Below are 25706 nucleotides of genomic sequence, written 5' to 3' on the forward strand. Positions count from 1 at the left end.
CTTTCAAATTGCAGGTGTGTTACCTGCTTCGTTTACCCGAATCACTTACCACTGTAAGCTCATCGGGATTCTCTCGTTTGCCGCCTTCCTGCATCATGAAATCTATTGGGTATAACGTTTTTCTTCTTATCCGAAGTTGTCGACTTACCAGAAACTGCCGGGCGAGCATTAAAGCGAGCATATTTCTGCCGGCGGATATTGCGCTCAATGGCACAACGCAGGCGGCCATCGAACACCAGTACACCCAGCAACACCAAACCGGCAATAAAGTCATTCCACCACGCAGGCAGGCGCAGTAGCACCAGCACGCTGTCGATTTGTGTTAATAGGTAAGCCCCCAGAATGGCCCCGAGAATGGTGCCGGTACCACCGAGCAGGCTGATCCCACCGAGAACACAGGCGGCGATGGCTTTCATCTCTAACCCACTGCCCGTCTGATTAGGGATAAAGCCAATTTGGGAGGCGAAGACAATCCCCGCCAGCGCGGCCATCACCCCATTCATTGAGAAGGCAAAAATACGAATACTGTCGGTGCGGATCCCCAGTTGGCGTGCACCCTGCAAGTTATCGCCGGTAGCATAGAAACTGCGGCCAAAGGCGGTTTTACCTAGCAACAAAGCCATAGCTACAATCAGCAGCATAATTAGCCAGCCGATAGGAGAGATAGAAAACAGAATCGGGGTGGATAAACTTTTCAAGTCTGCCGGCAGCCCTTCTATCCATTTCCCGCCGGTTATCAATAGCATCAGGCCGCGATACAACCCCAGCGTACCCAGGGTGGCGACAATCGCCGGGATGCGCAGCCAGGTAACCAAAATGCCATTAAAGAAGCCTGTCACCATGCCGACCAGCAGAGCAAACAGGCAGGAGATTGCCAGCCCGAAACCCGCATTGAGCGCCATACCCACAGTGACGGCACATAAGCCGGTAATGGAGCCGACGGACACATCGATATTGCGGGTTAGCATCACCATGGTGGCGCCGATGGCTAACAGGATCAGGATCTGTGCGCTGCTGAAAATCATGGTGAAGGTTTGCAAGGTGAAGTAATTACTGTCGATCACACCAAGCAAGGCAAATAAAGCCAAAATCGCCAACAGCGCGGTACCTTCGCGATTGTTTTGAATAAATTGATAGCTTTGAATAAATTTCAACATGATGCGCCCTCGCTTTCAGCAGATTGGCGCGCATCGGTATTATGTTCACCAAAGGCCAGATGCATAATGGTATCGACATTCATTTCCGCCCCACTGACTGCGCCACTGATTTCACCCTGATGCATGACCAACACCCGGGAAGCCATCTGCACGACTTCTTCCAGATCTGACGAGATAAAAATGATCGCCACATGCTGAGAGGCAATACTGCGGATCAATTGATAAATATCGCTGCGCGCTGATACATCTACGCCACGAGTAGGCTCATCAATAATCAGTAGCAACGGATTGGCCTCAAGGCATTTCGCAATCAACAGCTTTTGTTGATTGCCACCGGACAAGGTGCGCACGGGTTGCTCGAGGTGGCTGAACTTAATGTTTAGTGCCCGCCGATAGCGTTCCAGAATGGCGGCTTCCTGTGCCGGATGTGTCCATAACCCCTGATTACCCTGGGTGAGCGAGCAGACATTCCAACTGAGCGGAGCATCCAGATAGAGGCCGGAGGCTTGACGGTCTTCCGGCAGATAAACCAACCCGGTTGCCAGACGATTGACGGTTTTCATCAATGTGATATCAATCCCTTCCAGCCTGACGTGGCCACCGCTGGCGGGTCGTAAACCATAGAGTGTTTCCGCGAGTTCTGTTCTGCCCGCACCAACCACCCCCGCTAATCCCAGGATTTCACCGGCATGCACCTCAAAAGAGATATGGGCAAAACCTTCACCACTCAGATCGGCAACTTCTATCACCGGTTGATTGGACTGAGCACGCGCTTGAGAGCGGCGGTTACCGGGCAGCTCCAACCATAGCTTCTGGGTATCAGATAATTCGCTGTTTTTGGTCTGTGGCTTAATAGCCTGAATAATCGTATCGATGGAGAAATCAGTGGTGGCGCCACTTAGAGCGATGCCACCATCACGCATGACACTGACCCAATCTGCCAGTTGACGAATTTCAGGTAATTTGTGGGAGATAAATACCACTCCGACACCTTGCTGCAATAACATTTTGATTTGGCTAAATAGACGATTGGTTTCCGCCGGTGTTAGTGACGCTGTTGGCTCATCAAGGATCAAAATACGTGAGTCACGCATCAGGCCGCGCATAATTTCTACTAACTGTTGATCTGCTACATCCAGTGAACCGGCGCTGACTGACAGATCCAAATGGCAACCCAGGTTTTTGAGTAATTGCGCCATCTTCTTCTTGTCAGCCTGATGTTTGGGCAAACGAAACAGAATATTTTCTTGTACCGACAGATTGGCAAATAGCATCGGTTCTTGGGGGACCAAATAGATACCGAGTTGATGTGCTTTTGCTGGGGTAAGGTTAAGGCAGGGTTGCCCATTGATCTCGATGGTACCGCTGTCTGGTGGCAGCACGCCGGCGATGATCTTCATCAACGTCGATTTCCCCGCGCCATTTCCTCCCAACAGGGCATGTACCTGTCCTGGTTGCAGAGTAAAGTCGATACTCTTCAATACCACTACGCCGGAAAACTGCTTGCTGATACCACGAACCTGGAGCAGCGGTGGCGGATTGGTGTGCGGCATCAGTGGCTCCTGTTTATGAACAAAAATATTTTAAATTTAAAAGTGTTCAAAAAAGATAGCTGCATAATCCCATTTGTGGCGTAATCAAGATCACATTTCCGTGAATAAAAAAATTTAAATTAAAATATGTTCAAATGTATTGCCTAAGCTGTTAGCGTAGTTATCAACTGAGATTTATACCCGTCATCTTTCAAGTTGTAGGTGTGTTGGCTGTGCCCAATCGCCCGAATTACTTACTTATGTAAGCTCATCGGGATGATGAACCTCATCAGAGGCTCACCCTACGGGCCAGCGCTTGCCGCCTCCCTGCATCTTGAAATCTCTTGGGTATAGCATTTATCAGACCGTGGATTTTTGATCGATGATGAATCAATGAAGAATGAGAAAGCGGCAATAGGGATCACGGCTAATGATGAAAGAAAAATCAGTAACAAAAGAAAAACCCATGTCGTCTAACGATGAATACAAATATCCGGGTAATAGCATGAGTGAAGAGGAACTGCTCGCTCGCATTGCGTGGTTTTATTATCACGATGGCTTAACACAAGGGGATATTGGCGAACTGTTGGGGTTAACCCGGCTGAAGGTCTCCAGATTGCTGGAGAAAGGCCGCCAGTCTGGGGTTATTCGGGTACAGATTAATTCGCGCTATGAGGGTTGTCTGGAACTGGAAAACACCTTGCAACAGCATTTCGGCCTCAAGCATATCCGCATTCTGCCTTCTCTGGCTGATCTCAGTATCAGTAGCCGGTTGGGGATTGGCGCTGCACATTTATTGATGGCATTGATACAACCACAACAACTACTGGCAGTCGGCTTTGGTGAAACCACCATGTGTGCCTTACAGCATTTAAGCGGTTTTATCGCTTCGCAGCAGGTCAGACTGGTGACGCTTTCCGGTGGGGTTGGCTCTTATATGACCGGTATTGGCCAGTTGGATGCCGCTTGTCAGGTCAGCATTATTCCTGCGCCGTTGCGTGCTTCCAGTGCCACAGTGGCGGAAACATTCCGTCAGGAAAACAGTGTGCGCGATGTGATGCTAGCCGCCCGAGCAGCTGATGTTGCCGTGGTGGGTATCGGTTCGGTCAATCAGCAAAAAGAGGCCACCATTTTACGCTCCGGCTATATCGGTGAAGGCGAACAACTGATGTTCAGTCGCAAGGGGGCGGTCGGCGATATCCTTGGCTACTTTATGCAAGCCGATGGCGCATTGGTGCCGGATATGCAGATTCACCAGGAGCTGATTGGCGTCTCACTGGCAGATCTGACCAACATCCCGACAGTGATTGGTGTCGCCGGTGGCATTGAAAAATCAGAAGCGATTGTGGCTGCATTGCGCGGAAAATACGTGAATGCATTAGTGACGGATGAGCTGACAGCAAGATCAATCATCAAATTGATTTGATTGGTTATTTTACTTGCCAGCTTAGGCTTGCGCAGGGGTTCAAGAATTACGCCAATAGTTTTGGTTATTCTTTTGAGAAAAAAGCAGTAGAGGACAGGTTTATTCATAAATTCATATAAAACAGAGGATAGCGTAATGAGTCAATTCTCTACGACCACATCGGCTGAATACCTGATGGCGCTGGATGCCGGCACCGGCAGTGTCCGGGCTGTCATATTTGATCTTAACGGTAATCAGATAGCGGCCGGACAGGCTGAGTGGCTACATTTGCCAGTACCTGATGTCCCAGGGTCGATGGAGTTTGATTTAGCGACTAACTGGAAGTTGGCCTGCCAGTGTATCCGCCAAGCATTGCATCAGGCTAAGCTACCGGCGAGTGCTATTCGCGCCGTGGCTGCCTGCTCAATGCGCGAAGGTATTGTGCTTTATGATCGCAGTGGCAAACCTATTTGGGCGTGTGCCAATGTGGATGCCCGTGCCAGCCGTGAAGTCAGTGAGCTTAAAGAGCTGCATAATGATGGGTTTGAATTCGAGGTTTATCAATGTTCAGGCCAAACTCTGGCACTGAGTGCTATGCCTCGGTTACTGTGGCTGGCGCATTACCGCCCGGATATCTATCGCCAGGCGGGTACATTAACCATGATAAGCGACTGGCTAGCCAATATGCTCAGTGGCGAACTGGCGGTTGATCCTTCGAATGCAGGAACCACCGGCATGCTGGATTTAGTCACCCGTAACTGGCAACCGAGCTTGCTGGAGATGGCTGGACTACGTGCTGATATTTTATCGCCGGTCAAAGAAACCGGAACACTGCTAGGCCATGTCACAGCACAAGCCGCAGAAGAGAGTGGTCTGTTGGTGGGAACGCCAGTGGTGATGGGCGGTGGTGATGTACAATTAGGTTGTTTGGGGTTGGGGGTCGTTCAACCGGGTCAGACCGCAGTATTGGGCGGCACCTTCTGGCAGCAGGTGGTTAATTTGCCTAAGCCGATTACCGATCCGAATATGAATACGCGTATTAACCCTCATGTTATTCCCGGTATGGTACAGGCTGAATCCATCAGTTTCTTTACCGGCCTGACCATGCGCTGGTTCCGTGATGCATTTTGCGCCGAAGAGAAATTACTGGCGCAGCGGCTGGGTATCGATACCTACAGTTTATTGGAGGATATGGCCGCCCGCGTACCGGCAGGGGCATACGGCATCATGCCGATTTTCTCCGATGTAATGCGCTTCAAATCCTGGTATCACGCCGCACCTTCCTTTATTAACCTTTCACTTGATCCAGAAAAATGCAACAAAGCTACCCTGTTCCGTGCTCTGGAAGAGAATGCCGCGATAGTCTCGGCCTGTAACTTAGCGCAAATTGCTGAGTTCTCCGGCGTCAAAGCAGCCTCAGTGGTATTTGCAGGCGGAGGTTCAAAAGGGAAACTGTGGAGCCAAATTTTGGCCGATGTGACCGGGGTTCCTGTCCGAGTACCAGTTGTCAAAGAAGCCACGGCTCTCGGTTGTGCTATCGCCGCGGGTGTGGGGGTCGGGCTGTATGACACGCTAGATAAAACCGGTGAGCGGCTAGTGCGCTGGGAGCGGGAATACACCCCGAACACCGAGCATCAGGCACTGTATCAAGCCGCAAAAGTAAACTGGCAAGCAGTATATACCGATCAGTTGTCGCTGGTGGATAGCGGGTTGACGACTTCCCTATGGAAAGCGCCTGGCCTCTAAAATTGGCTATCTTACTTGCCAGCTTGAGCTTCGGGGCAGTGCTCGCCGCCGTCACGTACTGCGTGTACGCTCCATTGGCTGTGCGCTGTCCACACTCAATCTGCCTGCGCCGATAACGCCAATTCCTTCTGATAATTATCTTACTTGCCAGCTTGAGCTTCGGGGCAGAATGATCATTACAATCATTCGTGGCTTTATAGAGTTAAGTAAGAAAGATATTTCAAGTAAGTGACTGGGGTGAGCGAGGGCAGCCAACGCACATGCAGCTTGCAGTATGACGGATATAAAAGAATTGCCATGCAGCAAACACTTGGATAGCATTATTGCCCCCCTTCGTTGCCGATGATGGCGCATCCTATGATGAATACATCAAATAAGACAGAATCACCTGCCGGGCAACCTTCTGCTCTTGTTGCTACCGCCCAACAGCGAGCATTTAACCTGCCAGATACACTGCGGGACAAAAGTAACGTTCAGCGTATTTTAGTGATTAAATTACGCCATTTCGGCGATGTTTTACTCACTACGCCACTACTGAGTACCTTAAAAGCCAACTACCCACAAGCAAAAATCGACGTGCTGCTGTATGGCGGAACGCAAGATATGCTGCGGGAGAACAAAACGGTCAATCATGCATTTATTGTTGACCGTGGCCTCAAGCATGCGGGTCTAAAGGCCCAAATCAGTGGCGAAAAAGCGCTGTTTAATGCATTGAAAGAACACCATTATGATCTGATTCTCAATTTATCCGATCAATGGCGAGCCGCAGCGTATTGTCGTTTATTAAAACCTGGCTTCAGTATTGGTTTCCATTATCCCAAACGCGATACCTGGCTATGGCGCTATTGTCATTCTACATTGGTTGATATCCCCAATGCGGCCAAAAGGCATACCGTACTCAATAATCTGGATATTCTCGCACCACTACAACTGACGGATATTATTACTGATGTTACCATGTCTTATGGTGTGCACGATGTTGAACGGGTACAGAAATTGTGCCAACAACGCCATATCAATGACTATATATTGATCCAACCTTCTGCTCGCTGGAAGTTCAAAACATGGGCCAGTGAATCATTTAGCCAACTGGTAAATCATCTCACCGAGCAAGGTGAAACCATTCTACTTACCGGCGGCAAAGATCAGGCTGAATTGGATTATATTGCTGAGATCATCGCCGGATGCACACAACCCGAGAAGGTGGTTAATTTGTCTGGCCTGCTGGCGCTACCGGAACTGGCAGTATTTATTGATAACGCTAAGCTCTTTATTGGCGTAGATTCCGTGGCAATGCATATGGCCGCAGCCTTACAAACACCCGCAGTGGTCCTCTTTGGCCCCAGTAATCTTAACCAATGGCATCCGTGGCAGGCTCCTCACACGCTGTTATGGGCCGGGCATTACCGCACGTTGCCACACCCTAATGAGATAGATACTGACACTACCGATCGGTATTTGAACGCCATTCCGGTGAGCGAAGTTATCAGTGCTGTTGATGCGTGGCGCGCTCAAAGCCATTAACGGGGGCACATCAGTAACCTTATTTTCCGCTAACCAGCTTAAGCTGAGAGAATTATGACAATCCCATCGACTTCTTCACCGGCCGCTTTCACGGTCAACCGTCGCAGTGAAATGCTGGGTGGTATTGCAGCATTGCTGCTAGGTATCTCCTTACCGACATCCAACCCACTGATCAATATCTCACTGGTTTTAATCCTGATCTGTTTGATAATGAATCGCAACACATTGCAATTCAAACCATTACTGACGAATCCGTTGGTTTACCTGCCTGCTGCGATGTTTGCATTGTTGGCATTGTCACTGCTGTTTCATCACAACAGTTATGGCCCGGATATGGTGGGTAAAGATAAGAAATTTCTTTATGTATTGCCGTTAGCCCTGTTTTTTATCAACCAACCACGGTTGATAAAATTGTTTGGAATCGGCTTCTTAGCGGCTAACGCGCTGGCATTAGTCGGTACACTGGCCGTTGGGGTGTTACACATTCCCATTGGCAATGTAGATCCAACCAATCCGACTATCTTTAAACTGCAAATTACCCAAAACTTCTTTATGGCTTTGGCCGCCATGTTGTGGCTGGCGCTGGCCTTTAAAAATCAGGGCTGGAAACGCTGGGGGTATGGCTTGCTGGTGGCAGCGGCGAGCTACAGTATTCTGTTCTTGGTATTGGGGCGAACCGGTTATGTGGCATTAGTTGTTGGGCTAGGGATATGGTTATTCTTCTCTCTGGGGCGCCGCCAACGCTGGCTATTGGTAGTGTTAGGGGCGATAGCCTTTGCTGCACTACTACTGATACCCAATAAAGCGACCGACCGTATCGTGCAGGGTGTCGATGAGATAAAAGTCTGTATGGCCGCATCTGCGGATGATGTAAATGATGCTTGTCGTAGTTCGATGGGGCAACGTTCGGCCTTTGCCATTGAAGCGGTGCGGCTAATTAAAGAGTCACCTATTCTGGGGCACGGTGCTGGCGGCTTCTATTATGAGAACCCAGAGATCAATTACAAAATCAATAATCCACACAACCAATATCTGTTGGAAACAATCCAATCAGGCTTTGTTGGCTTAATTATCTTTTTGGCATGGATTGTTTGTTGTTATCGCGTTATTTGGCAACAAACACCGGTTTTACGCAATGTACTACTGGCTGTATTGACCAGTTATATGGCGTGTAATTTCTTTAATTCATTCCTGCTGGACTCATCTGAAGGCCATCTATTTATGATCTTCGTGGCAATTTTGGCGGGCTATTCAGTGACAGAGACGCAGCATGTATCGGATAAGCAATTGACATAACAGTGTACACATTTCTGCGAATTTGACGTGCTATAAAACGGCTCCCAATGGGGGCCGTTTTTGTTGATTCAGTCATGATGATGCATGCTTTGAAGCTAAAAAGTGAATTTTAACGGAAAGGCTGACATCTCTATTTGAAATCGGAGGTCTTTAATAAAATGTACATATTACACACTAAATATATGTATTTTATTTACGCTTTCTTATCCATTGTAGGAATAATAAGAGAAAAAATTGGATTTTTCCTACGTGATTTCATCATTATAACCCTATAAATGATAAGATTTTTCGACATTAAATATCAATGTTCCTAATGAAATTATGGGGAAGATGAATATATTCGCTATCTAAAGCACTTTGTTTTGCTGGTGATTAATCCTGTATTTTTTTATTTTGTAAAATTAAAACACTAGTTTTATGTGGTTTCTTGGCGTTAGCGAGTGACGATTCTCACTTGATTAGATGTAACAATCGAACATTTACATTTTCACAATAAATGTAAATGAAATCTAAATGAAGCATAAATGAAATCGAAATAATTATTGTAATAATGCGATTTTTATTGATTTCATCTCTAATAGTAACTACGCAATAATGATTTAAAAAACTATTACATCCGTTTTATAAAAATTAAAACGGAGTATATAAATGTGGTTGTCATCTGATCGTCTGTGTCTGACTGATGGCGGATATAGGGGAGTAAATGTGAGCTAATAGAGAATTTTAATAAGACATTGCCTATTTTAATAATGGAATACCTTCTTTTTAACTTATTGAAATTTAAGGCTATTTAAATTATATTTTTAATGGTTAATCAATAAGCTTAGTTCATAGAACGAGAGTCCGCAAGATGGCAGGGACTCTCGTTCATACGTCTATTATTAAATTAATGCGAATACTGGAATCATCTGAAATGATCCGTCTAATAAAAAACAGATTTCTATGCTAATAGAGTGGGTAGATTGCAGTGAATTAAACTGAAATGTGATTTTATGAATATACAAAATGATGATTTTGCACACTGTTACAAAATTCTGATGTATGTGATAATTTTTTCAAGAATTTACATATTGTAAGATTTGGTCTACTTTCCGGGCATTATGCAATAGTTTTAAAGGAAGCTATGATAACTATGTATTTATATTGATAAGTGGGTCTGGGTGAATCTGTTTGTAGGATAAGCAGAATTTACATTTAACTTAATTTATCCAATGTCATTGAGAGCATCATGGCCAATTCAACAACGAATAAATTATCTTTACCGGCCCTTACCTCTTTGGTGGTCGGTTCAATGATCGGGGCCGGTATATTTTCATTGCCGGCAACATTTGGACGAGCAACCGGTGGGTTTGGCGCACTTATCGCCTGGTGTATAGCGGGGGGTGGGATGCTAATGCTGGCTTTTGTTTTTCAAACATTAGCGCAGCGTAAACCTAATCTCGATTCTGGTGTATTCATTTACGCAAAAGAGGGCTTTGGGGATTATCTTGGTTTTGCTTCTGCATTAGGTTTCTGGGCCGGTACCTGTATTGGTAACGTCTCTTATTTTGTTCTGATCAAATCAACGTTAGGGGCATTCTTCCCTATATTTGGTGATGGTAATACTATTCCGGCGGTGTTAATTGCCTCCGTTATCTTGTGGGGATTCCATATCCTGATATTGCGCGGCGTTAAAGAAGCTGCGGCAATTAATACCATCGCCACCTTCGCAAAAATAATTCCAATCTTCATTTTCGTCATCGTGCTGATTTTTGCCTTTAAAGGTGATGTTTTTGCGCTGAACTTCTGGGGTACGCCAGATGTGATTAAAGGTGCTGATTTATCCCATCTGAATGACTATGGCTATGTTGGTCATGCAGCGGCGGCAATCACCACGTCAGTTGAACCTGAGTCTCTATTCTCTCAGGTACGTAGCACCATGCTGGTCACAGTATTTGTATTCTTGGGTATCGAAGGTGCGAGTGTTTATTCACGTTATGCCAAAGAACGTAGCCATGTTGGTATCGCGACCGTTCTGGGCTTTATTGGTGTGCTGTGCCTGCTGGTATTGATCACCATGTTGTCTTACGGCGTGTTACTGCGCCCTGATTTGGCGGCATTACGCCAGCCATCAATGGCCGGGGTGTTAGAGGCGATAGTCGGCCGCTGGGGTGCAATATTTATCAGTGTGGGTCTGATTATTTCCGTGTTGGGTGCTTATTTATCATGGTCACTGCTGGCAGCGGAAGTGCTGTTTTCGGCGGCTAAGAGTAACAGCATGCCAAAAATCTTCGCGACTGAAAACAGCAATGCTGTGCCTTCAGCAGCGGTTTGGCTGACCAACATCTTTATACAGATATTCTTAATTCTCACCTTGTTTACTGATTATGCTTTTCAACTGGCGCTGGAGTTAACCAGTTCATTAACGCTGATCCCTTATCTGTTAGTAGGAGCTTATGGCCTGAAATTGGCATGGACCGGTGAGACTTACGAAACGAATAACCGTGGTCATAGAAAAGATTTGATTTTTGCCATCATTGCGACTTTCTACTCTGCTCTGATGATTTACGCCGGCGGCCTGAAATACGTGCTGTTGTCGGCCATTATTTACGGACCGGGCACTATTTTGTATCTGATTGCCAAACGTGAACAGCATCAAAAAGCCTTTAATTCCTATGAAAGAATACTGTTTATTGTTCTGATTGTTGCTGCGGTGGCTGCGATTTATAGCATTGCTACCGGGATTATCACCATATAATTTATTGGAGTTCTTATGTCAGATAAAGCTAAGAAAACTCACGCTAAACCTAAGTTTGGTGTTCACTCTGAAGTCGGCAAGTTACATAAAGTAATGGTGTGCGCCCCAGGGCGTGCCCATAACCGCCTGACGCCAAGTAATTGTGATGAATTATTATTTGATGATGTCCTGTGGGTAGATAGAGCCAAGCGCGACCATTTTGATTTTATGACCAAAATGCGTGACCGCGGTGTTGATGTGGTTGAGATGCATAATCTGCTGGCCGAAACGGTTGCCATTCCAGCGGCGAAAAAGTGGATTTTGGATCAGCAAATTGTGCCGAATGAAGTGTCACTGGGCATTTTGCAAGAAACCCGCAGCTATCTGGAAAGCCTGGAGCCGCGCGTGCTGGCTGAAGTGCTGATTGGCGGCTTGTCCACCACCGAACTGCATAAAGACGGTAAATGTGACAAAGAAGAGTTGAAGCTGATCCGCGAAGCGGTTGGCATTACTGAATACTTGTTACCACCGTTGCCCAATACACTGTATACCCGCGATACCACTTGCTGGATCTATGGCGGTGTGACACTAAATCCACTGTATTGGCCGGCGCGTCATGAAGAAACCATCCTCACCACGGCTATCTATAAATTCCACCCGGACTTTGGTGACGCCAATGTGAAAGTGTGGTGGGGTGACCCGACGCAGCACCACGGCACTGCGACGCTGGAAGGCGGTGATGTGATGCCAATCGGTAATAAAACCGTGTTAATCGGCATGAGTGAGCGAACTTCGCATCAGGCAATCACGCAGTTGGCGCAATCGCTGTTTAAAAATAGCGAAGGGCAGGTGGAGCGCGTCATGATTGCGGCCATGCCTAAATTGCGTGCCGCTATGCATCTGGATACCGTGTTCACCTTCTGCGACCGTGATGTAGTGACGTTATATCCGGCGATTGTTAATCAGATCCAAACCTTCTCACTGCGCCCTGATAATGGCCCGACCGGCATTAAGTTAAGTCGTGATAAAGGCACCTTTGTTGAAGCAGTTGCTGGCGCGCTCAACCTGAAAAAACTGCGTGTGGTTGAGACCGAAGGTAATGATTACGATACAGAACGTCAACAATGGGACAGTGGTAATAACATGGTTGCGCTTTCACCAGGCGTGGTGCTGGCCTATGACCGTAATACCAAAACCAATACCCAGTTGCGTAAAGAAGGGGTCGAAGTGATTGAGATAGTCGGCAGTGAATTAGGCCGTGGACGCGGGGGCGGTCACTGTATGACGTGTCCAATCATCCGGGATGCCGTCGACTACTAATCCCCTTCGGCCTTGAAGCCACAGGGGTGTTAGCGGCACGCACTTACCCCAGTCACTTACCTGAGTAAGCTTCTGGGGATTCGTTTGCTGGCTGCCTACCTGTGGCTCCAATGACTTTGGGGATGTCCTTCGGCCTTGAAGCCACAGGGGTGTTAGCGGCACGCACTTACCCCAGTCACTTACCTGAGTAAGCTCCTGGGGATTCGTTTGCTGGCTGCCTACCTGTGGCTCCAATGACTTTGGGGATGTCCTTCGGCCTTGAAGCCACAGGGGTGTTAGCGGCACGCACTTACCCGAATCACTTGACTGCGTAAGCTCCTGGGGATTCGTTTGCTGGCTGCCTACTTGTGGCTCGAATTATATAGGGTATAGCGCAGTTGCTCTTAAAAAATAGCTGATAGTGAGTAGCAGAGTAGTGCTATTTCGCTATTGGCTATCTCTGTTTTAGCAGCCAGAGATTTGTATTTGGCAAGAAAGCACGACATTACGTTTTAAAGCCGAAAAATGATGAACTAAGATGAAAAGGGTGATCAAGTGAAATACGTGTATTTAGTGTGCTTTTTGCTGATAGTGGCCCTGATGACGCTTTTTGTATTTCAAAACAGCGGGCTAGTGAACTTATCTTTACTTTCCATGCAAATAACACTACCCATTTCGGTGCTAATTGTGCTGATCTATTTTCTAGGGATGTTTACCGGGGGATTATTAATCACACTAATAAGAGCGCTGGTGCGCCGTCTGTCACAAAAAAGTGAAGCCCAAAACAGATAAAGAAGTGTGAATAATTAATCTGCAATAATTATTAAAATCTGACTCAACGAGATCTTATAGTGAAGATAAAAACAGTAATCACTCTGCTATTAACGTTTCTTCTCGCTGCTTGCGACAGAACTCCCCCTGAAGTCGCAGAAAGTGTGCGCCCGGTAAAAATATTTACCGTTGAAGACAGTGGGCAAAATGGCACTCGCTATTTTCCAGCGCGATTACAAGCTGGCGATGAAACTCAGCTCTCCTTTAAACGAAGTGGGCAATTGCAACAGTTGCTGGTGCGTGAAGGTGAGCAGGTGAAAAAAGGCCAAGTCATTGCCAGACTGAATGATACGGATTTGAACCTACGAGTCAGGGATCGTCAGTCTACCTTTAATCTGGCTCGCGATCAGTTTAACCGTTTCAATACCTTGCAAGGGCAAAGGGCGGTATCTCGTGCTGAGCTGGATGTACGTCGTGCTGAGATGGAGTCGGCTCGTGCTGCTTTGGAGATTGCGCGTAAAGAGCTGAGTGATGCCACCATTACCGCGCCATTTGATGGCATTATTGCCAATGTGAATGCGCGTAACCATCAGGTCATGGCCCCAGGTCAGGCGGTTGCCACATTAAGTGCACTGGATACGTTAGATGTGGTGTTTAGTGTGCCTGAGCGCCTGTTTACCGCACTAGACATCAGCAATCGTAACTACAAACCAACGGTATTACTTAATCATATGCCGGGGCGCGAATTTATTGCTGAGTATAAAGAACACACCACCTCAACCACCTCTGCTTCACAGACTTTCCAGGTGACACTGACGATGAAGCGCCCGGCTGATATGCCACTGCTTTCAGGTATCAGTGGCCGGGTAAGAATCAACTCTGGCAATCTGTCTGGCACTGATCATCCGACGATTATCGTACCAGTGGAAGCCGTGTTTAACCCAGATACTGCCCAATTGAATGATGCAAGAGTCTGGGTTATCAAGAATGATGATGGTCAGATGCATGTTGAAGAGCGCAAAGTTCAGGTGGCTCAATTGACCGCCAACGGCATTCAAATTACCTCTGGTCTGGCTGATGGCGAGCAGATTGTCTCCGCAGGTACCGGTGAGCTTCGCCCAAATCAGGTTGTCCGGGCTTGGGTCCGTGAGCGGGGTCTCTGATGAAGCTGACTGACAATTTTATCAATAATAATACCCGTATCTGGCTAACGATTCTGTTGCTGGGTATTGGTGGCATTATTGCCTATCTCAATATAGGCAGGCTGGAAGACCCAGCCTTCACCATCAAAACGGCGGTAGTTGTCACCCGTTATGATGGTGCATCAGCACAGCAGGTAGAAGAGGAAGTCACACTCCCATTGGAGAATGCCATTCAGGAACTCTCTTATGTTGACGACGTCACCTCTATTTCCAGTGCCGGTTTATCACAAATAACCATCAATATTCGCGCACAATATGGCGCGAATGAGTTACCGCAAATCTGGGATGAACTGCGGCGTAAAATCAACGATAACAGTGTGCGTTTGCCACCGGGAGCCAGTGCGCCGATGGTCAATGACGACTTTGGCGATGTTTATGGCTTCTTCTTCTCACTCACGGGTGATGGTTACAGTAACCAGGATTTACGTAATTTTGCCGAGCAACTGCGACGTGAACTGGTACTGGTACCCGGGGTAGGTAAAGTTGGTATTGTGGGTATTCTGCCTGAAGAAGTTCAGGTGGAGATTTCTCGTGCCCAGATGACCGCCGCAGGTATCACGCCACAGCAGTTATCCGATTTACTGAGCCGCCAGAATGTGGTGTCCGATGCGGGCCAGTTGCAGGTGGGCAGTGAGTCTATTCGTTTGCATCCGACCGGTGAATTCCAAAGTGTACAAGAACTGGGGAATTTACTGGTAAGTCAGCCTGGCAGCCCGAAAAGCGTGTATTTGCGTGATATCGCCACTGTCTCTCAAGGTTTTGGCCATTCACCGACCAATATTTATCGTGCCAACGGTAAACCTGCATTGGCACTGGGGATTTCGTTTGCCCCGAATGTCAACGTGGTAAACGTAGGTAATGCGATTAAAGCCCGACTGGCGCAGCTTGACGGTGAACGCCCGTTAGGTATGCATATCAACGTGTTCTATGATCAGTCTCATGAAGTTGAAGGGGCGGTTAACGGTTTTATCCTTAACTTCCTGTTGGCACTGTTGATTGTTGTGGTCACTTTGCTGATTTTCATGGGGGTGCGCAGCGGTATAGTAATTGCTATCTCGTTGGCACTTAACGTACTGGGTACGTTGCTCATTATGTGGCTATTTAATATCGAGCTACAGCGAGTGTCGTTAGGGGCGCTGATTATCGCGCTAAGTATGTTGGTGGATAACGCCATTGTGGTGGTGGAGGGGATCGTCGTTGGTCGCCAGCGAGGCGAAAGCATCTTTACCGCTATTAGCAATGTGGTGAAGCGCTCAATGATGCCGTTGTTAGGCGCGACTATTATTGCCATTCTGGCCTTTGCACCTATCGGCCTGTCCAATGATGCTACGGGTGAATACTGTAAATCGTTATTCCAGGTGTTGTTGATCTCGCTGATGTTGAGTTGGTTCACGGCACTGACGCTAACACCGGTCTTTGCTAAGTGGGCATTCCAAAATCAGAAACCGGCGAAAGTGGATGCCGATAAGCCTGTCAAGCAACCTTATGATGGCTGGTTATTCCGCTATTATCGCGTGGTATTGAATAAGTTACTGCAACATCGCAGTATCACTTTGGTGCTGCTGGCGGCCATGTTAGTGGCATCGGTGGTGGGTTTTGGTAATGTTCGCCAGAGCTTCTTCCCGCCCTCTAATACGCCAATCTTCTTCGTTGATATCTGGCTGCCGAATGGCACTGATATCAATTATACCGAAGGGATAGCGAACAAGGTTGAGCAGTATATCAAGCAGCAAAAAGGGGTGGCGGACACCATGGCAACGATTGGTCAGGGCGCGATGCGCTTTATGCTGACCTACAATGCCCAACGTCATTATCCTAACTATGCGCAGGTGATGGTTCGTACCGAGGACCTCAGCCAAATACCGGGTTTGATTGATGAAATCGAATCCTATATGCATGACGAATACCCGCAGGTTGATGCGCAGATAAAACGCATCATGTTTGGGCCATCCAACAACAGCTCCATCGAGGCCCGCTTTGTTGGCCCGGACCCTGAGGTGTTACGTACCCTGGCAGCGCAAGCGGAAAAAGCGATCATTGCTGATCCGATGGCGGATGGTGCGCGGCATGACTGGCAAGACCGTAGCAAAATGATCCGGCCACAATTCTCCGATTATCTGGGGCGCGAGCTTGGAGTCGATAAGCGCGAGGTCGATGGGACATTGCGCATGAGCTTTGGTGGTCTGCCGGTGGGGTTATACCGTGATGGTACTCGCTTAATGCCGATTGTACTGCGCACACCGGATGCAGAACGACTCAATGCAGAACGACTGAATGATGTGATGGTCTGGAGCCAGGCGCGCCTTGCCTTTATCCCAATTGATAACGTTGTCACCAGTTTTGAAACCGAGTGGGAAGATCCGCTTATTATGCGTCTGGATCGCAAGCGGACACTGACGGTGCAAACGGATCCGACCCAACAGGGCGGTGAGACCTCTGCTGAGTTGTTGCGGCGTATCAAACCTGGCGTAGAAGCCGTTCAGTTACCGCGCGGATATGAGCTGGAGTGGGGCGGTGATTATGAAAGTACCAAAGAAGCACAACGCGGTATTTTCATCAGTTTGCCGATCGCGTTCCTGATTATGTTCATCGTAACGGTATTGATGTTCAGCTCAGTGCGCAATGCTGTTGCCATCTGGCTGACGGTACCACTGGCATTAATTGGTGTCACGGTAGGCTTCCTGTTGACGGGAATTCCATTCGGATTTATGGCTTTGTTGGGGCTGCTAAGTCTGAGTGGTATGTTGATACGTAACGGCATTGTGTTGGTGGAAGAGATAGGCTTACAGCGACAGGAAAAACCACTGCGCGAAGCTATTATTGATGCCTCTACCGCCCGTTTACGGCCTATTATGTTGACGGCATTTACCACGGTTCTGGGGCTGGCTCCGCTGCTCAGTGATGCTTTCTTCCAGAGTATGGCGGTGGTCATCATGTTTGGTCTGGGCTTTGCAACGGTGCTGACATTGCTGGTGTTACCAGTAATTTACAGTTGTATGAATCCAGAACCTAAAGAGAAAGTGAGTGACGAACCCGTCAGTGAATAACGGTTAGTGTGGCGTTAGCACTACCGAGAATGACTAAAGCTGCCCCTTTTATCGGGGTGGCTTTTTTTTATGGCTGGTGCCTATCGCGCGTAAACCTATTTCTATTTTACCTTCTTACACTGTTGGGCGGCTTCTGTGCGCCACTTCTCTTCCTGTCCCTGTGTCACGGCATTATCGTTCCAATATGAAACCATACTGAGATAACGGAGTTTCATAATGGAACGTTTTCACTGTTGGTTCTCAGCCTGTTTTTTGCGCTTATAGTGGATGCAGTTTCATCAAATTGACCCTAAAAATTATTTATTCTTACATTATCTCTTACGCTACAGGAGCAAGATATGCTGAAAGTCATTCAATCTCCGTCCAAATATATTCAAGGTGCCAATGCATTACAGTCCATTGGTGAATTTGCTAAATTATTGGCTAATAACTATTTTATCATTGCTGATGATTTCGTCATGAAGCTGACCGCTGATACCGTCGGCTCCAGCCTGCAAGCCAGTGAGCTGGAACATCATTTCAGCCGCTTTAATGGCGAATGTTCCCGTCACGAAATTGAGCGGTTGACGGTTGAGCTGAAAAAGCACGGCTGTAATGGCGTGGTTGGTATCGGTGGCGGGAAAACCCTCGATACGGCTAAAGCGATTGCTCACTATCAGCATATCCCTGTCGTTGTGGTGCCTACTATTGCCTCTACCGATGCCCCGACCAGCGCCTTATCCGTTATTTATACCGAACAGGGCAAGTTCGCTGAATATATGATTTACCCGAAAAACCCTGACATCGTACTGATGGATTCCACCATTATTGCCAAAGCACCAGTACGTTTGCTGGTCGCTGGTATGGGTGATGCGCTGTCTACTTACTTTGAAGCACAAGCCTGTTTTGACGCTAAAGCTACCAATATGGCTGGTGGTGCATCGACATTAGCGGCAGTTACACTGGCTCGCTTGTGTTACGAAACCCTGCTGGCGGAGGGCTATAAAGCCAAACTGGCGGTAGAGGCGGGTGTTGTGACCGAAGCGGTTGAACGTATTATCGAAGCCAATACCTATCTGAGTGGTCTTGGTTTTGAAAGTAGTGGTCTGGCGGCCGCTCACGCCATTCATAACGGTTTCACCGTATTAGATGAGTGCCACCACTTGTATCACGGTGAGAAAGTGGCCTTTGGTACCCTGACACAGCTCGTATTACAGAACAGCAGCATGGAAGAGATCGAAACAGTGCTCTCATTCTGCCAGCAACTGGGTTTACCAATCACATTGGCTGAGATGGGAGTTTCTCAGGATATTGAACGCAAGATCCATGATGTCGCCAAGGCCAGCTGTGCTGAGGGAGAAACCATCCACAACATGCCGTTCAAGGTCACACCTGACAGTGTCTATGCTGCAATTATGGTAGCTGACCGCTTGGGTCAGGCTTTCCTCAACTAATCTGTGCGGCAAATACGTTCTGAGTCGAAAATCGACCGAGTCTGCCGGTATTTCTCATCATCGGCAGCTCTGTTCTCCAGCCATTCCCGTTCGCGGAGCATAAAATGAAAAAATTAATTAACAGCGTTGAGAGTGTGTTACAGGAGCAAATTCAGGGGCTGGTTGCGGCGCATCCTGAGCTGACATTGCATCAGGAACCCCTTTTCATCACCCGTGCAGATGCGCCAGTGAGTGGCAAAGTTGCATTGATGTCCGGTGGTGGCAGTGGTCACGAACCGATGCATTGTGGCTTTATTGGCGAAGGCATGTTGGATGGTGCCTGCCCGGGTGAGATTTTTACCTCGCCGACCCCCGATCAAATGTATGAATGCGGCCAAGCCATTGATGGTGGGCCTGGTGTGCTGATGCTGATTAAGAATTACACTGGCGACATTCTAAACTTTGAAACTGCCGCCGAGCTGTTGCATGCCGGTGGCACTGCTGTTGCTACCTTAGTGATAGACGATGATGTGGCGGTCAAAGATAGCCTGTATACCGCCGGGCGGCGTGGGGTGGCGAACACGGTCATTATAGAAAAATTACTCGGTGCTGCTGCGGCACGTGGTGATTCATTGGATGAATGCGCACTACTGGGGCAGAAAATTAATAATCAGGGGCATTCTATTGGCATCGCGCTTGGTGCTTGTACTGTGCCCGCTGCCGGTAAGCCGTCATTTATTTTGGCTGAAAATGAGATGGAATTTGGTGTGGGTATCCATGGCGAACCGGGTATTGAGCGTCGGCCATTTACTTCACTGAATAACACGGTAGACGCCATGTTCCAGACCTTGATTGATCACGGCAGCTATCAGCGCACATTACGCCACTGGGATCGACAAGCCGGTGACTGGAACGAGACGCGCCAGAGTAAGCAACCCTTAGCCAAAGGCGATCGGGTCATTGTTCTGGTCAATAACCTTGGCGCGACCCCCTTATCGGAACTTTATGGTGTCTGGCACCGTCTGGCGGAGTGCTGTACACAATTCGGTTTGACCATTGAGCGTAAATTGATTGGTTCTTATTGTACGTCATTGGATATGCAGGGTATGTCCATCACCGTGCTGAAAGTTGATGATGAACTCCTGTCATTGTGGGATGCGCCGGTAAGTACCCCCGCGCTGCGCTGGGGTTGCTGATATCTCCTTGGTACTTGAAGCCGCAGGGACGCGCGGCTTTCACCAACCCGAATCACTGAGCTTAAGCCAGCACAAGTGCTGAAAATAATCTTATAAAACCATGTGCCAGGAGAAAAATATGGGACTCACCAAACAACAAATTGTCAGTTGGTTACAGCTATGTGCTGAAGTTTTCAGCGAGCAGCGAGATTTTTTGACGCAGTTGGATACTGAAATCGGCGACGGCGACCATGGCCTGAACATGAATCGCGGCTTTAATAAAGTGGTCGAAAAGTTACCGACCTTTGCTGATAAAGACATTGGTTTTATCCTGAAAAATACCGGTATGACACTGCTTTCAAGTGTTGGCGGCGCCAGCGGCCCGCTGTTTGGCACGTTTTTTATTCGCGCAGCACAAAGCACGAATGCTAAGCAGAGCCTCGATCTGACGGCGGTTTGTCAGATGTTTAAAGATGGCGTGGAAGGGGTGGTGATGCGCGGTAAAGCGGAGCCTGGCGATAAAACGATGTGTGATGTTTGGTGGGCGGTAGTGGCGCAACTCGAACAGGCAAATCAGCAGGGAGTCACGGTGGTAGATGCATTGCAGCAGGCCGTTGAACGTGCCCAGCAAGCATTGGCCGACACTATTACTATGCAGGCCCGCAAAGGCCGTGCCAGCTATCTGGGTGAACGGAGTATTGGTCATCAGGACCCAGGGGCAACATCAGCTATGCTGATGATGCAGGCGTTATGGCAGGTTGCCAGTCATTAATCAGGCTGGACTGACACGTTTATCAGGAGGAAAGATGGTCAATCTCGTTGTAGTTTCTCATAGCGCGCTGCTGGCTCAGGGTGTGGCCGAACTGGCACAGCAAATGACACAAGGGAGCTGCCAGTTAGCGGTTGCTGCCGGTGTAGACGACCTGGATCATCCTATTGGCACGGATGCCATTAAAGTGATGGAAGCCATTGAGTCGGTTTACACCCCATCGGGCGTACTGGTATTGATGGATTTAGGCAGTGCCTTACTCAGCGCAGAAACGGCACTGGAGCTATTAGACCCCGATATGGCGCAGCAGGTGCAACTCTGTGCCGCACCACTGGTGGAAGGGACTCTCGCAGCTGTCGTCGCTGCATCATCTGGCGCTTCACTTGCCGACGTCCGTGCTGAAGCAATGGGGGCGTTGATAGCTAAAGCCACTCAGCTAGGGGAAGAAGCCGTGGTACCTGCCAGTAATGCGGTGGCTAAGGCGGCAGCGGATGCTCAGAGTGTCAGTTGGGTGGTGCGCAACCCTAACGGGTTACATGTGCGACCGGCGGCTAAATTGGTCGAAGCATTGGCTCCGTTCGTGGCAGATTTACTGCTGGAAAAAAATGGTCAGTGTGTGAATCCACGCAGCCTGAACCAGCTCGCAATATTGCAAGTTCGTAAAGGTGATACCATTCGTTTACTGGCCAGTGGTGAGCAAGCAGGCGAGGCGCTAGATGCTTTTATGCAATTGGCGCGACAACATTTTGGCGAATTCGTCACCACCACCAGTGAGGGGGAATTTACTGGCGTCATGGTGCCTCGTGGCGCGATTAGTGCACCATTGTTGCAATGGTTACCCGCCATTCCGGTTTTTTTACCTCAAACAATCAATGCTGAACAGGTAGCTAAAGAGCAGCGGCGTTTACAACAGGCGTTGGCGCAAACTGTGGCTGATTTGCAGCAGTTGGCACAACAGGCAGAACAACAGATTAGCCCTGAAGCTGCGGCTATTTTTAACGCTCATGTGATGCTGATTGATGATGAGGAACTGCATCAGGCGATGGATGCGCGCCTGGAGCATCAGTTAGTTTGTGCAGAATCGGCATTGCAGGATGAATTGATGGCAATGGTGGAAGATTATCTGGCTCTGGATGATGAGTATCTACGCGTTCGGGAATTAGATATCCGCGATATACTTAACCGCACATTGGGCCATTTGACCGGGCTACCACCAGTTTCGCTTTCAGTTAGCGGTGAAATTATATTATTAGCCGAGGAGTTATTGCCTTCACAAATGGTTGGGCTGAACCACCGGCAGGTAAAAGGCATCTGTTTAAGCAAGGGGCATATCATGTCTCATAGCGCTATTCTGGCTAAAGAGTTGGATATTCCAATGTTAGTCGGTGCCATGGGGTGCCTGGAAGCCAGCCGTAATGGGCAAAATGCAATATTAGATACCGCAATCGGGGCACTGAAACTGCAATAAAAAATCACCGCCAAAATGCTTAACTGAACATTGCAGCTCTGCATCAGTCCAGAGCTGCAATTTGCGGAATCAGATATCTCAGTGGAGACAAAATTTGGTTTCGCCAGTTATAGCGCTCTTCTATTAATGTAGCTCCGGCTTGCCTGATTTTATCTATTTCGCCGTCGGTTAATTGGCAAATCTGGCGTATTATTTCCGCTAAACTTGCTGCGTTCCCGGGGATGTGAAGGAACCCATCGATCCCATGTTCAACCTGCTCACTCAAACCGCCGGAGTCGGCAACAATTAACAATGCCCCCTGTTGTCTGGCCAGCCAACGTGATTCCATCGGAATCAATCCATTAGGTTCATTCTCAGCAGAAAGAACGCAAACCCGCGTATTACGCCATTGAATAAGGCATGCCATTAGTTCGCGATCAAAAGAATTGATCAGAGAGGCAGAGATCTCGAGTCGGCTCGCTAAGGCAGATAACTCCGGCAAAATCGGGTCACTCATAATAACGGGATGAATATCATTACCCAGATAACAGGCTGCTCTGAGCAACAGATCATGGCGTTTGTAATGAACCCCTCTGCCTAAAGTGATAGCTAATGAGTGATCCAGCGATATTCCGTGTGATGAGAGTGTGTCACTGATTTCCTGATCACTGCGTATTCGAAACCAGGGGTCATTGATATTTATTCCCGCAGGTGTCGGTATAAATGATTGTGGGTCAGCACCGTATTGTGCCACTAAGTGCATTGCCAGGAAGTCGCTGATATTACCGAGCTTGATATTAGAATCAATCTTGGCCCAGTGAACAGCCAATGATTCAGCCATAATACGTTCAGGATTCGGTAATGGCATTTCATGATTAAATGCCGTGCCATGGGAAATATAGATAATCTTTAGATTACGTTTCTCAACAGCCGCATGCAAACGAGCAATTAGCGGCGTGAACGAGAACGGCAATTCATGACAAAAGGCCAGAGTGATATCGTAATGGGTACTGAGATCAATAATTTTTGCCGCCCCTGCCGCAGAAGAGATTTGCCAGTTCTGTAAATTACCAAGAAAAGCATCACCGTAGGGCCATGAACAATCAACGCCTTTCCCCAATGTCATGTCTGGTACAGTTGAAAACGTCCCTCCCATATTATGAATTTGGTTAATAAAATAACCATAATTACTTGTGTCAAAAAAATAATTATATTTACTGGAGGCAATCTCAATAAAATGGGGTTCTAAGCTGATATTATTATCAGCCAGTAATTTAATAACCTCCGGTAATGCCATGATTTGCCCTCTGATATAAGAACCTACTCCGCCGACAAAAAGTTGTACGCCTTCTGTTATTAAATGGATAATGCCAATTTTTAGGCTGTTATTATCACCAATAGATGATTTATCTTCATGCATAGAAACCTCATGTTTTTAACATACAGATATGATTTACAGTTGTATTAATACAAAGAAATTAATGACGTATTTTTCTTGTATATCATGTAATTGTTGATGAACAGGAAATCTAGCCCACAGTTTAAGAATAAATTGATGGCATCCTTAGGGGTTTCCACTATTGGCATTCCTTTGGTGTTCAACGAGGTATTCAGTAATATAGGCACGCCAGTCTCGGCAAAAAAATAATTTATCAAGGTATGGAATTTTTTATTCATCTCCTTTTTGACAGTTTGCACACGGGCACTACCGTCTACATGGACAATCGAAGGTAGTGCTACTCGATATTTTTCTTTGACATAGGCAATAAATAGCATGTGATCACTGTCATGGTTCAAGTCGAAATAGTCATTCGCTTTTTCATGCAAAACGGCAGGAGCAAAGGGGCGAAAATCCTCGCGATATTTAACGTTAGTATTAATATGGTCTTTCATTCGAGGGTTACGGGGGTCCGCTAAAATACTTCTGTTTCCTAAAGCGCGAGGGCCAAATTCAGACTCCCCTTGGAACCAGGCAATAACATTACCTGCCACGATGGATTTTGCGGCAATAGCTTCAATATCATCATAGTAAGTATATTCAATTTTATCGGTATGCTTTTCAAGCTCTGCCATAACACTAATATCATCATATTTTTTGCCAAAGTATGTTGAGCCAGAGTGTTTTACTCGCTCTTTCTTCAGCACTTCCAACCAGCCATAATAGCAACAACCAATTGATAGCCCGTTATCTCCCGCGGCAGGTTGGATATAGAGATGCTCAAACTCACTATGAGTAATGAGCTTTTCATTTGCGGTGGCATTTAATGCAACCCCTCCGGCATAAGCAAAGTTTTTCATAGGATAAAGTTGGTAGTAATGGCTGAACAGATAAAACAGTGCTTCCTCGAGTTTGGTTTGCGCCCAATAGGCTAAATCGGCGTAATATTGGAAGTTGTCACGAAAATGAGTAGGGCCAGAGTTTAAAAGAGGGTCTATTTTTGCCCACCAGTCACTACGCAACACTACTTTGCCGGAATCGAAAAAGAAGGGCACCCAATCGATTACATTCGGCCTTCCGTAAGGGGCTAATCCCATCAACTTACCTGCGCAATCCAGCTCGCCAAAAATATACAGTGCTATCCCTTCATAAAACTCACCAATAGAATTTTCTATTTCCCAGCTCGAAACAGGATAGTCTTTGCGATTCTTTCGATTAACCCACCTGGAGAAATCTTTGAAGATAGGCTTGATTTTACTATCTTGATAAACGTAGTAGCTGCATGTTTCCCAGTAACGGTAACGATTGTTAACGTGGATACTATTCGCACCTTTGATATCCGCAACAATGTCATTACAACTGTCTAAGCTACCTCCATGGCCATCAATAACCACAATACCCATATCATCAAAAGGTGATGTTCCTATGGCACTGTAGGCATGTGCCAAGTGATGAGAAAGTGTGATGATCGGCACCATGGGGGGTAAAACCCTATTTTTCCGCTGTTCTAATGATTGGCTAAATAATGGATTATAAGAGTTTTGTTCTACTATCAATGAGAGGTCTTTATATTCAATACCCGCAGCATCTAAACAATATTGAATAGTTGAATTATCATTAAATCCATCATGTTTTACTCGGGATATTCTTTCCTTCTCAATCGAGAATATAATCTTGCCATCTTTCATTAGACATGTTGAGCCATCATGCGATAGAGCAGTACCGAGAATATAAATTGGTTTACACATAAAAGTAATATCCTTATTAATT

The 25706-nt window shown here is 47.3% G+C and carries 17 protein-coding genes; 13 read left to right on the forward strand and 4 right to left on the reverse strand.

The features are described 5' to 3' along the window. Window positions 1-59: 59 nt before the first annotated feature. Both lsrC and lsrA read right to left on the reverse strand, forming a co-directional pair. A complete protein-coding gene (gene lsrC, locus Q2T71_RS01675; RefSeq protein ID WP_372557912.1) occupies window positions 60-1157 on the reverse strand; it encodes an autoinducer 2 ABC transporter permease LsrC in 1098 nt (365 codons plus the stop codon). Next, window positions 1151-2710, reverse strand: a complete 1560-nt coding sequence (gene lsrA, locus Q2T71_RS01680; RefSeq protein WP_372557913.1) for an autoinducer 2 ABC transporter ATP-binding protein LsrA — start codon at window positions 2708-2710, stop codon at window positions 1151-1153. The genes lsrC and lsrA overlap by 7 nt, the downstream gene beginning before the upstream one ends. Window positions 2711-3122: 412 nt before the next feature. Between lsrA and lsrR the strand changes: the two genes are divergently transcribed. The 13 genes from lsrR (at window position 3123) to dhaM (ending at window position 22519) form a co-directional block, all read left to right on the forward strand. After that, window positions 3123-4115, forward strand: a complete 993-nt coding sequence (lsrR, locus tag Q2T71_RS01685; RefSeq protein WP_372559815.1) for a transcriptional regulator LsrR — start codon at window positions 3123-3125, stop codon at window positions 4113-4115. Window positions 4116-4250: 135 nt separating this feature from the next. Then, entirely contained in the window at window positions 4251-5840 is a 1590-nt protein-coding gene (gene lsrK, locus Q2T71_RS01690; protein ID WP_372557914.1) for an autoinducer-2 kinase, read from the forward strand. 357 nt (window positions 5841-6197) lie between these two features. Then, on the forward strand, window positions 6198-7364 hold the full coding sequence (gene rfaQ / locus Q2T71_RS01695) for a putative lipopolysaccharide heptosyltransferase III (RefSeq protein ID WP_372557915.1): 1167 nt from the start codon (window positions 6198-6200) through the stop codon (window positions 7362-7364). 54 nt (window positions 7365-7418) lie between these two features. Continuing rightward, a complete protein-coding gene (gene waaL-ps / locus Q2T71_RS01700; RefSeq protein WP_372557916.1) occupies window positions 7419-8660 on the forward strand; it encodes an O-antigen polysaccharide ligase WaaL-ps in 1242 nt (413 codons plus the stop codon). Window positions 8661-9888: 1228 nt separating this feature from the next. Beyond that, window positions 9889-11397 (forward strand): amino acid permease, encoded by a 1509-nt coding sequence (locus tag Q2T71_RS01705; RefSeq protein WP_083160751.1) that lies wholly within the window; start codon window positions 9889-9891, stop codon window positions 11395-11397. Window positions 11398-11412: 15 nt separating this feature from the next. Continuing rightward, a complete protein-coding gene (gene arcA / locus Q2T71_RS01710) occupies window positions 11413-12696 on the forward strand; it encodes an arginine deiminase (RefSeq protein ID WP_372557917.1) in 1284 nt (427 codons plus the stop codon). Between the two features lie 534 nt (window positions 12697-13230). Further along, entirely contained in the window at window positions 13231-13467 is a 237-nt protein-coding gene (locus Q2T71_RS01715) for a LapA family protein (RefSeq protein WP_372557918.1), read from the forward strand. A 59-nt stretch (window positions 13468-13526) separates the two neighbouring features. Then, window positions 13527-14609, forward strand: a complete 1083-nt coding sequence (locus Q2T71_RS01720) for an efflux RND transporter periplasmic adaptor subunit (RefSeq protein WP_372557919.1) — start codon at window positions 13527-13529, stop codon at window positions 14607-14609. Further along, complete coding sequence (locus Q2T71_RS01725; RefSeq protein WP_372557920.1) at window positions 14609-17695, forward strand: efflux RND transporter permease subunit; 3087 nt, start codon at window positions 14609-14611, stop codon at window positions 17693-17695. Before Q2T71_RS01720 ends, Q2T71_RS01725 begins: the two co-directional genes overlap by 1 nt. Window positions 17696-18033: 338 nt before the next feature. After that, window positions 18034-19128: a glycerol dehydrogenase gene (locus tag Q2T71_RS01730; protein WP_372557921.1), complete on the forward strand. Its 1095-nt coding sequence runs from the start codon at window positions 18034-18036 to the stop codon at window positions 19126-19128. A 104-nt stretch (window positions 19129-19232) separates the two neighbouring features. After that, window positions 19233-20303 carry a dihydroxyacetone kinase subunit DhaK gene (gene dhaK / locus Q2T71_RS01735; protein WP_083160739.1) on the forward strand — a complete coding sequence of 357 codons (1071 nt, stop codon included), beginning with the start codon at window positions 19233-19235 and terminating at the stop codon, window positions 20301-20303. A gap of 118 nt (window positions 20304-20421) precedes the next feature. After that, entirely contained in the window at window positions 20422-21054 is a 633-nt protein-coding gene (dhaL, locus tag Q2T71_RS01740; protein ID WP_372557922.1) for a dihydroxyacetone kinase subunit DhaL, read from the forward strand. Window positions 21055-21088: 34 nt separating this feature from the next. Beyond that, window positions 21089-22519, forward strand: a complete 1431-nt coding sequence (dhaM, locus tag Q2T71_RS01745) for a dihydroxyacetone kinase phosphoryl donor subunit DhaM (protein ID WP_372557923.1) — start codon at window positions 21089-21091, stop codon at window positions 22517-22519. A 43-nt stretch (window positions 22520-22562) separates the two neighbouring features. Here the strand turns inward: dhaM and Q2T71_RS01750 are convergent, their stop codons facing one another. Both Q2T71_RS01750 and Q2T71_RS01755 read right to left on the reverse strand, forming a co-directional pair. Then, a complete protein-coding gene (locus tag Q2T71_RS01750) occupies window positions 22563-23918 on the reverse strand; it encodes a glycosyltransferase family 4 protein (protein ID WP_372557924.1) in 1356 nt (451 codons plus the stop codon). Window positions 23919-23962: 44 nt separating this feature from the next. Continuing rightward, window positions 23963-25684, reverse strand: coding sequence for a carbamoyltransferase (locus Q2T71_RS01755; RefSeq protein ID WP_372557925.1), 1722 nt, complete (start codon window positions 25682-25684; stop codon window positions 23963-23965). Between the last annotated feature and the right edge of the window lie 22 nt (window positions 25685-25706).

Origin of the sequence: Yersinia sp. 1652 StPb PI (assembly GCF_041538345.1) — a bacterium.
GTDB classification, from domain to species: Bacteria; Pseudomonadota; Gammaproteobacteria; order Enterobacterales; family Enterobacteriaceae; genus Yersinia; species Yersinia enterocolitica_E.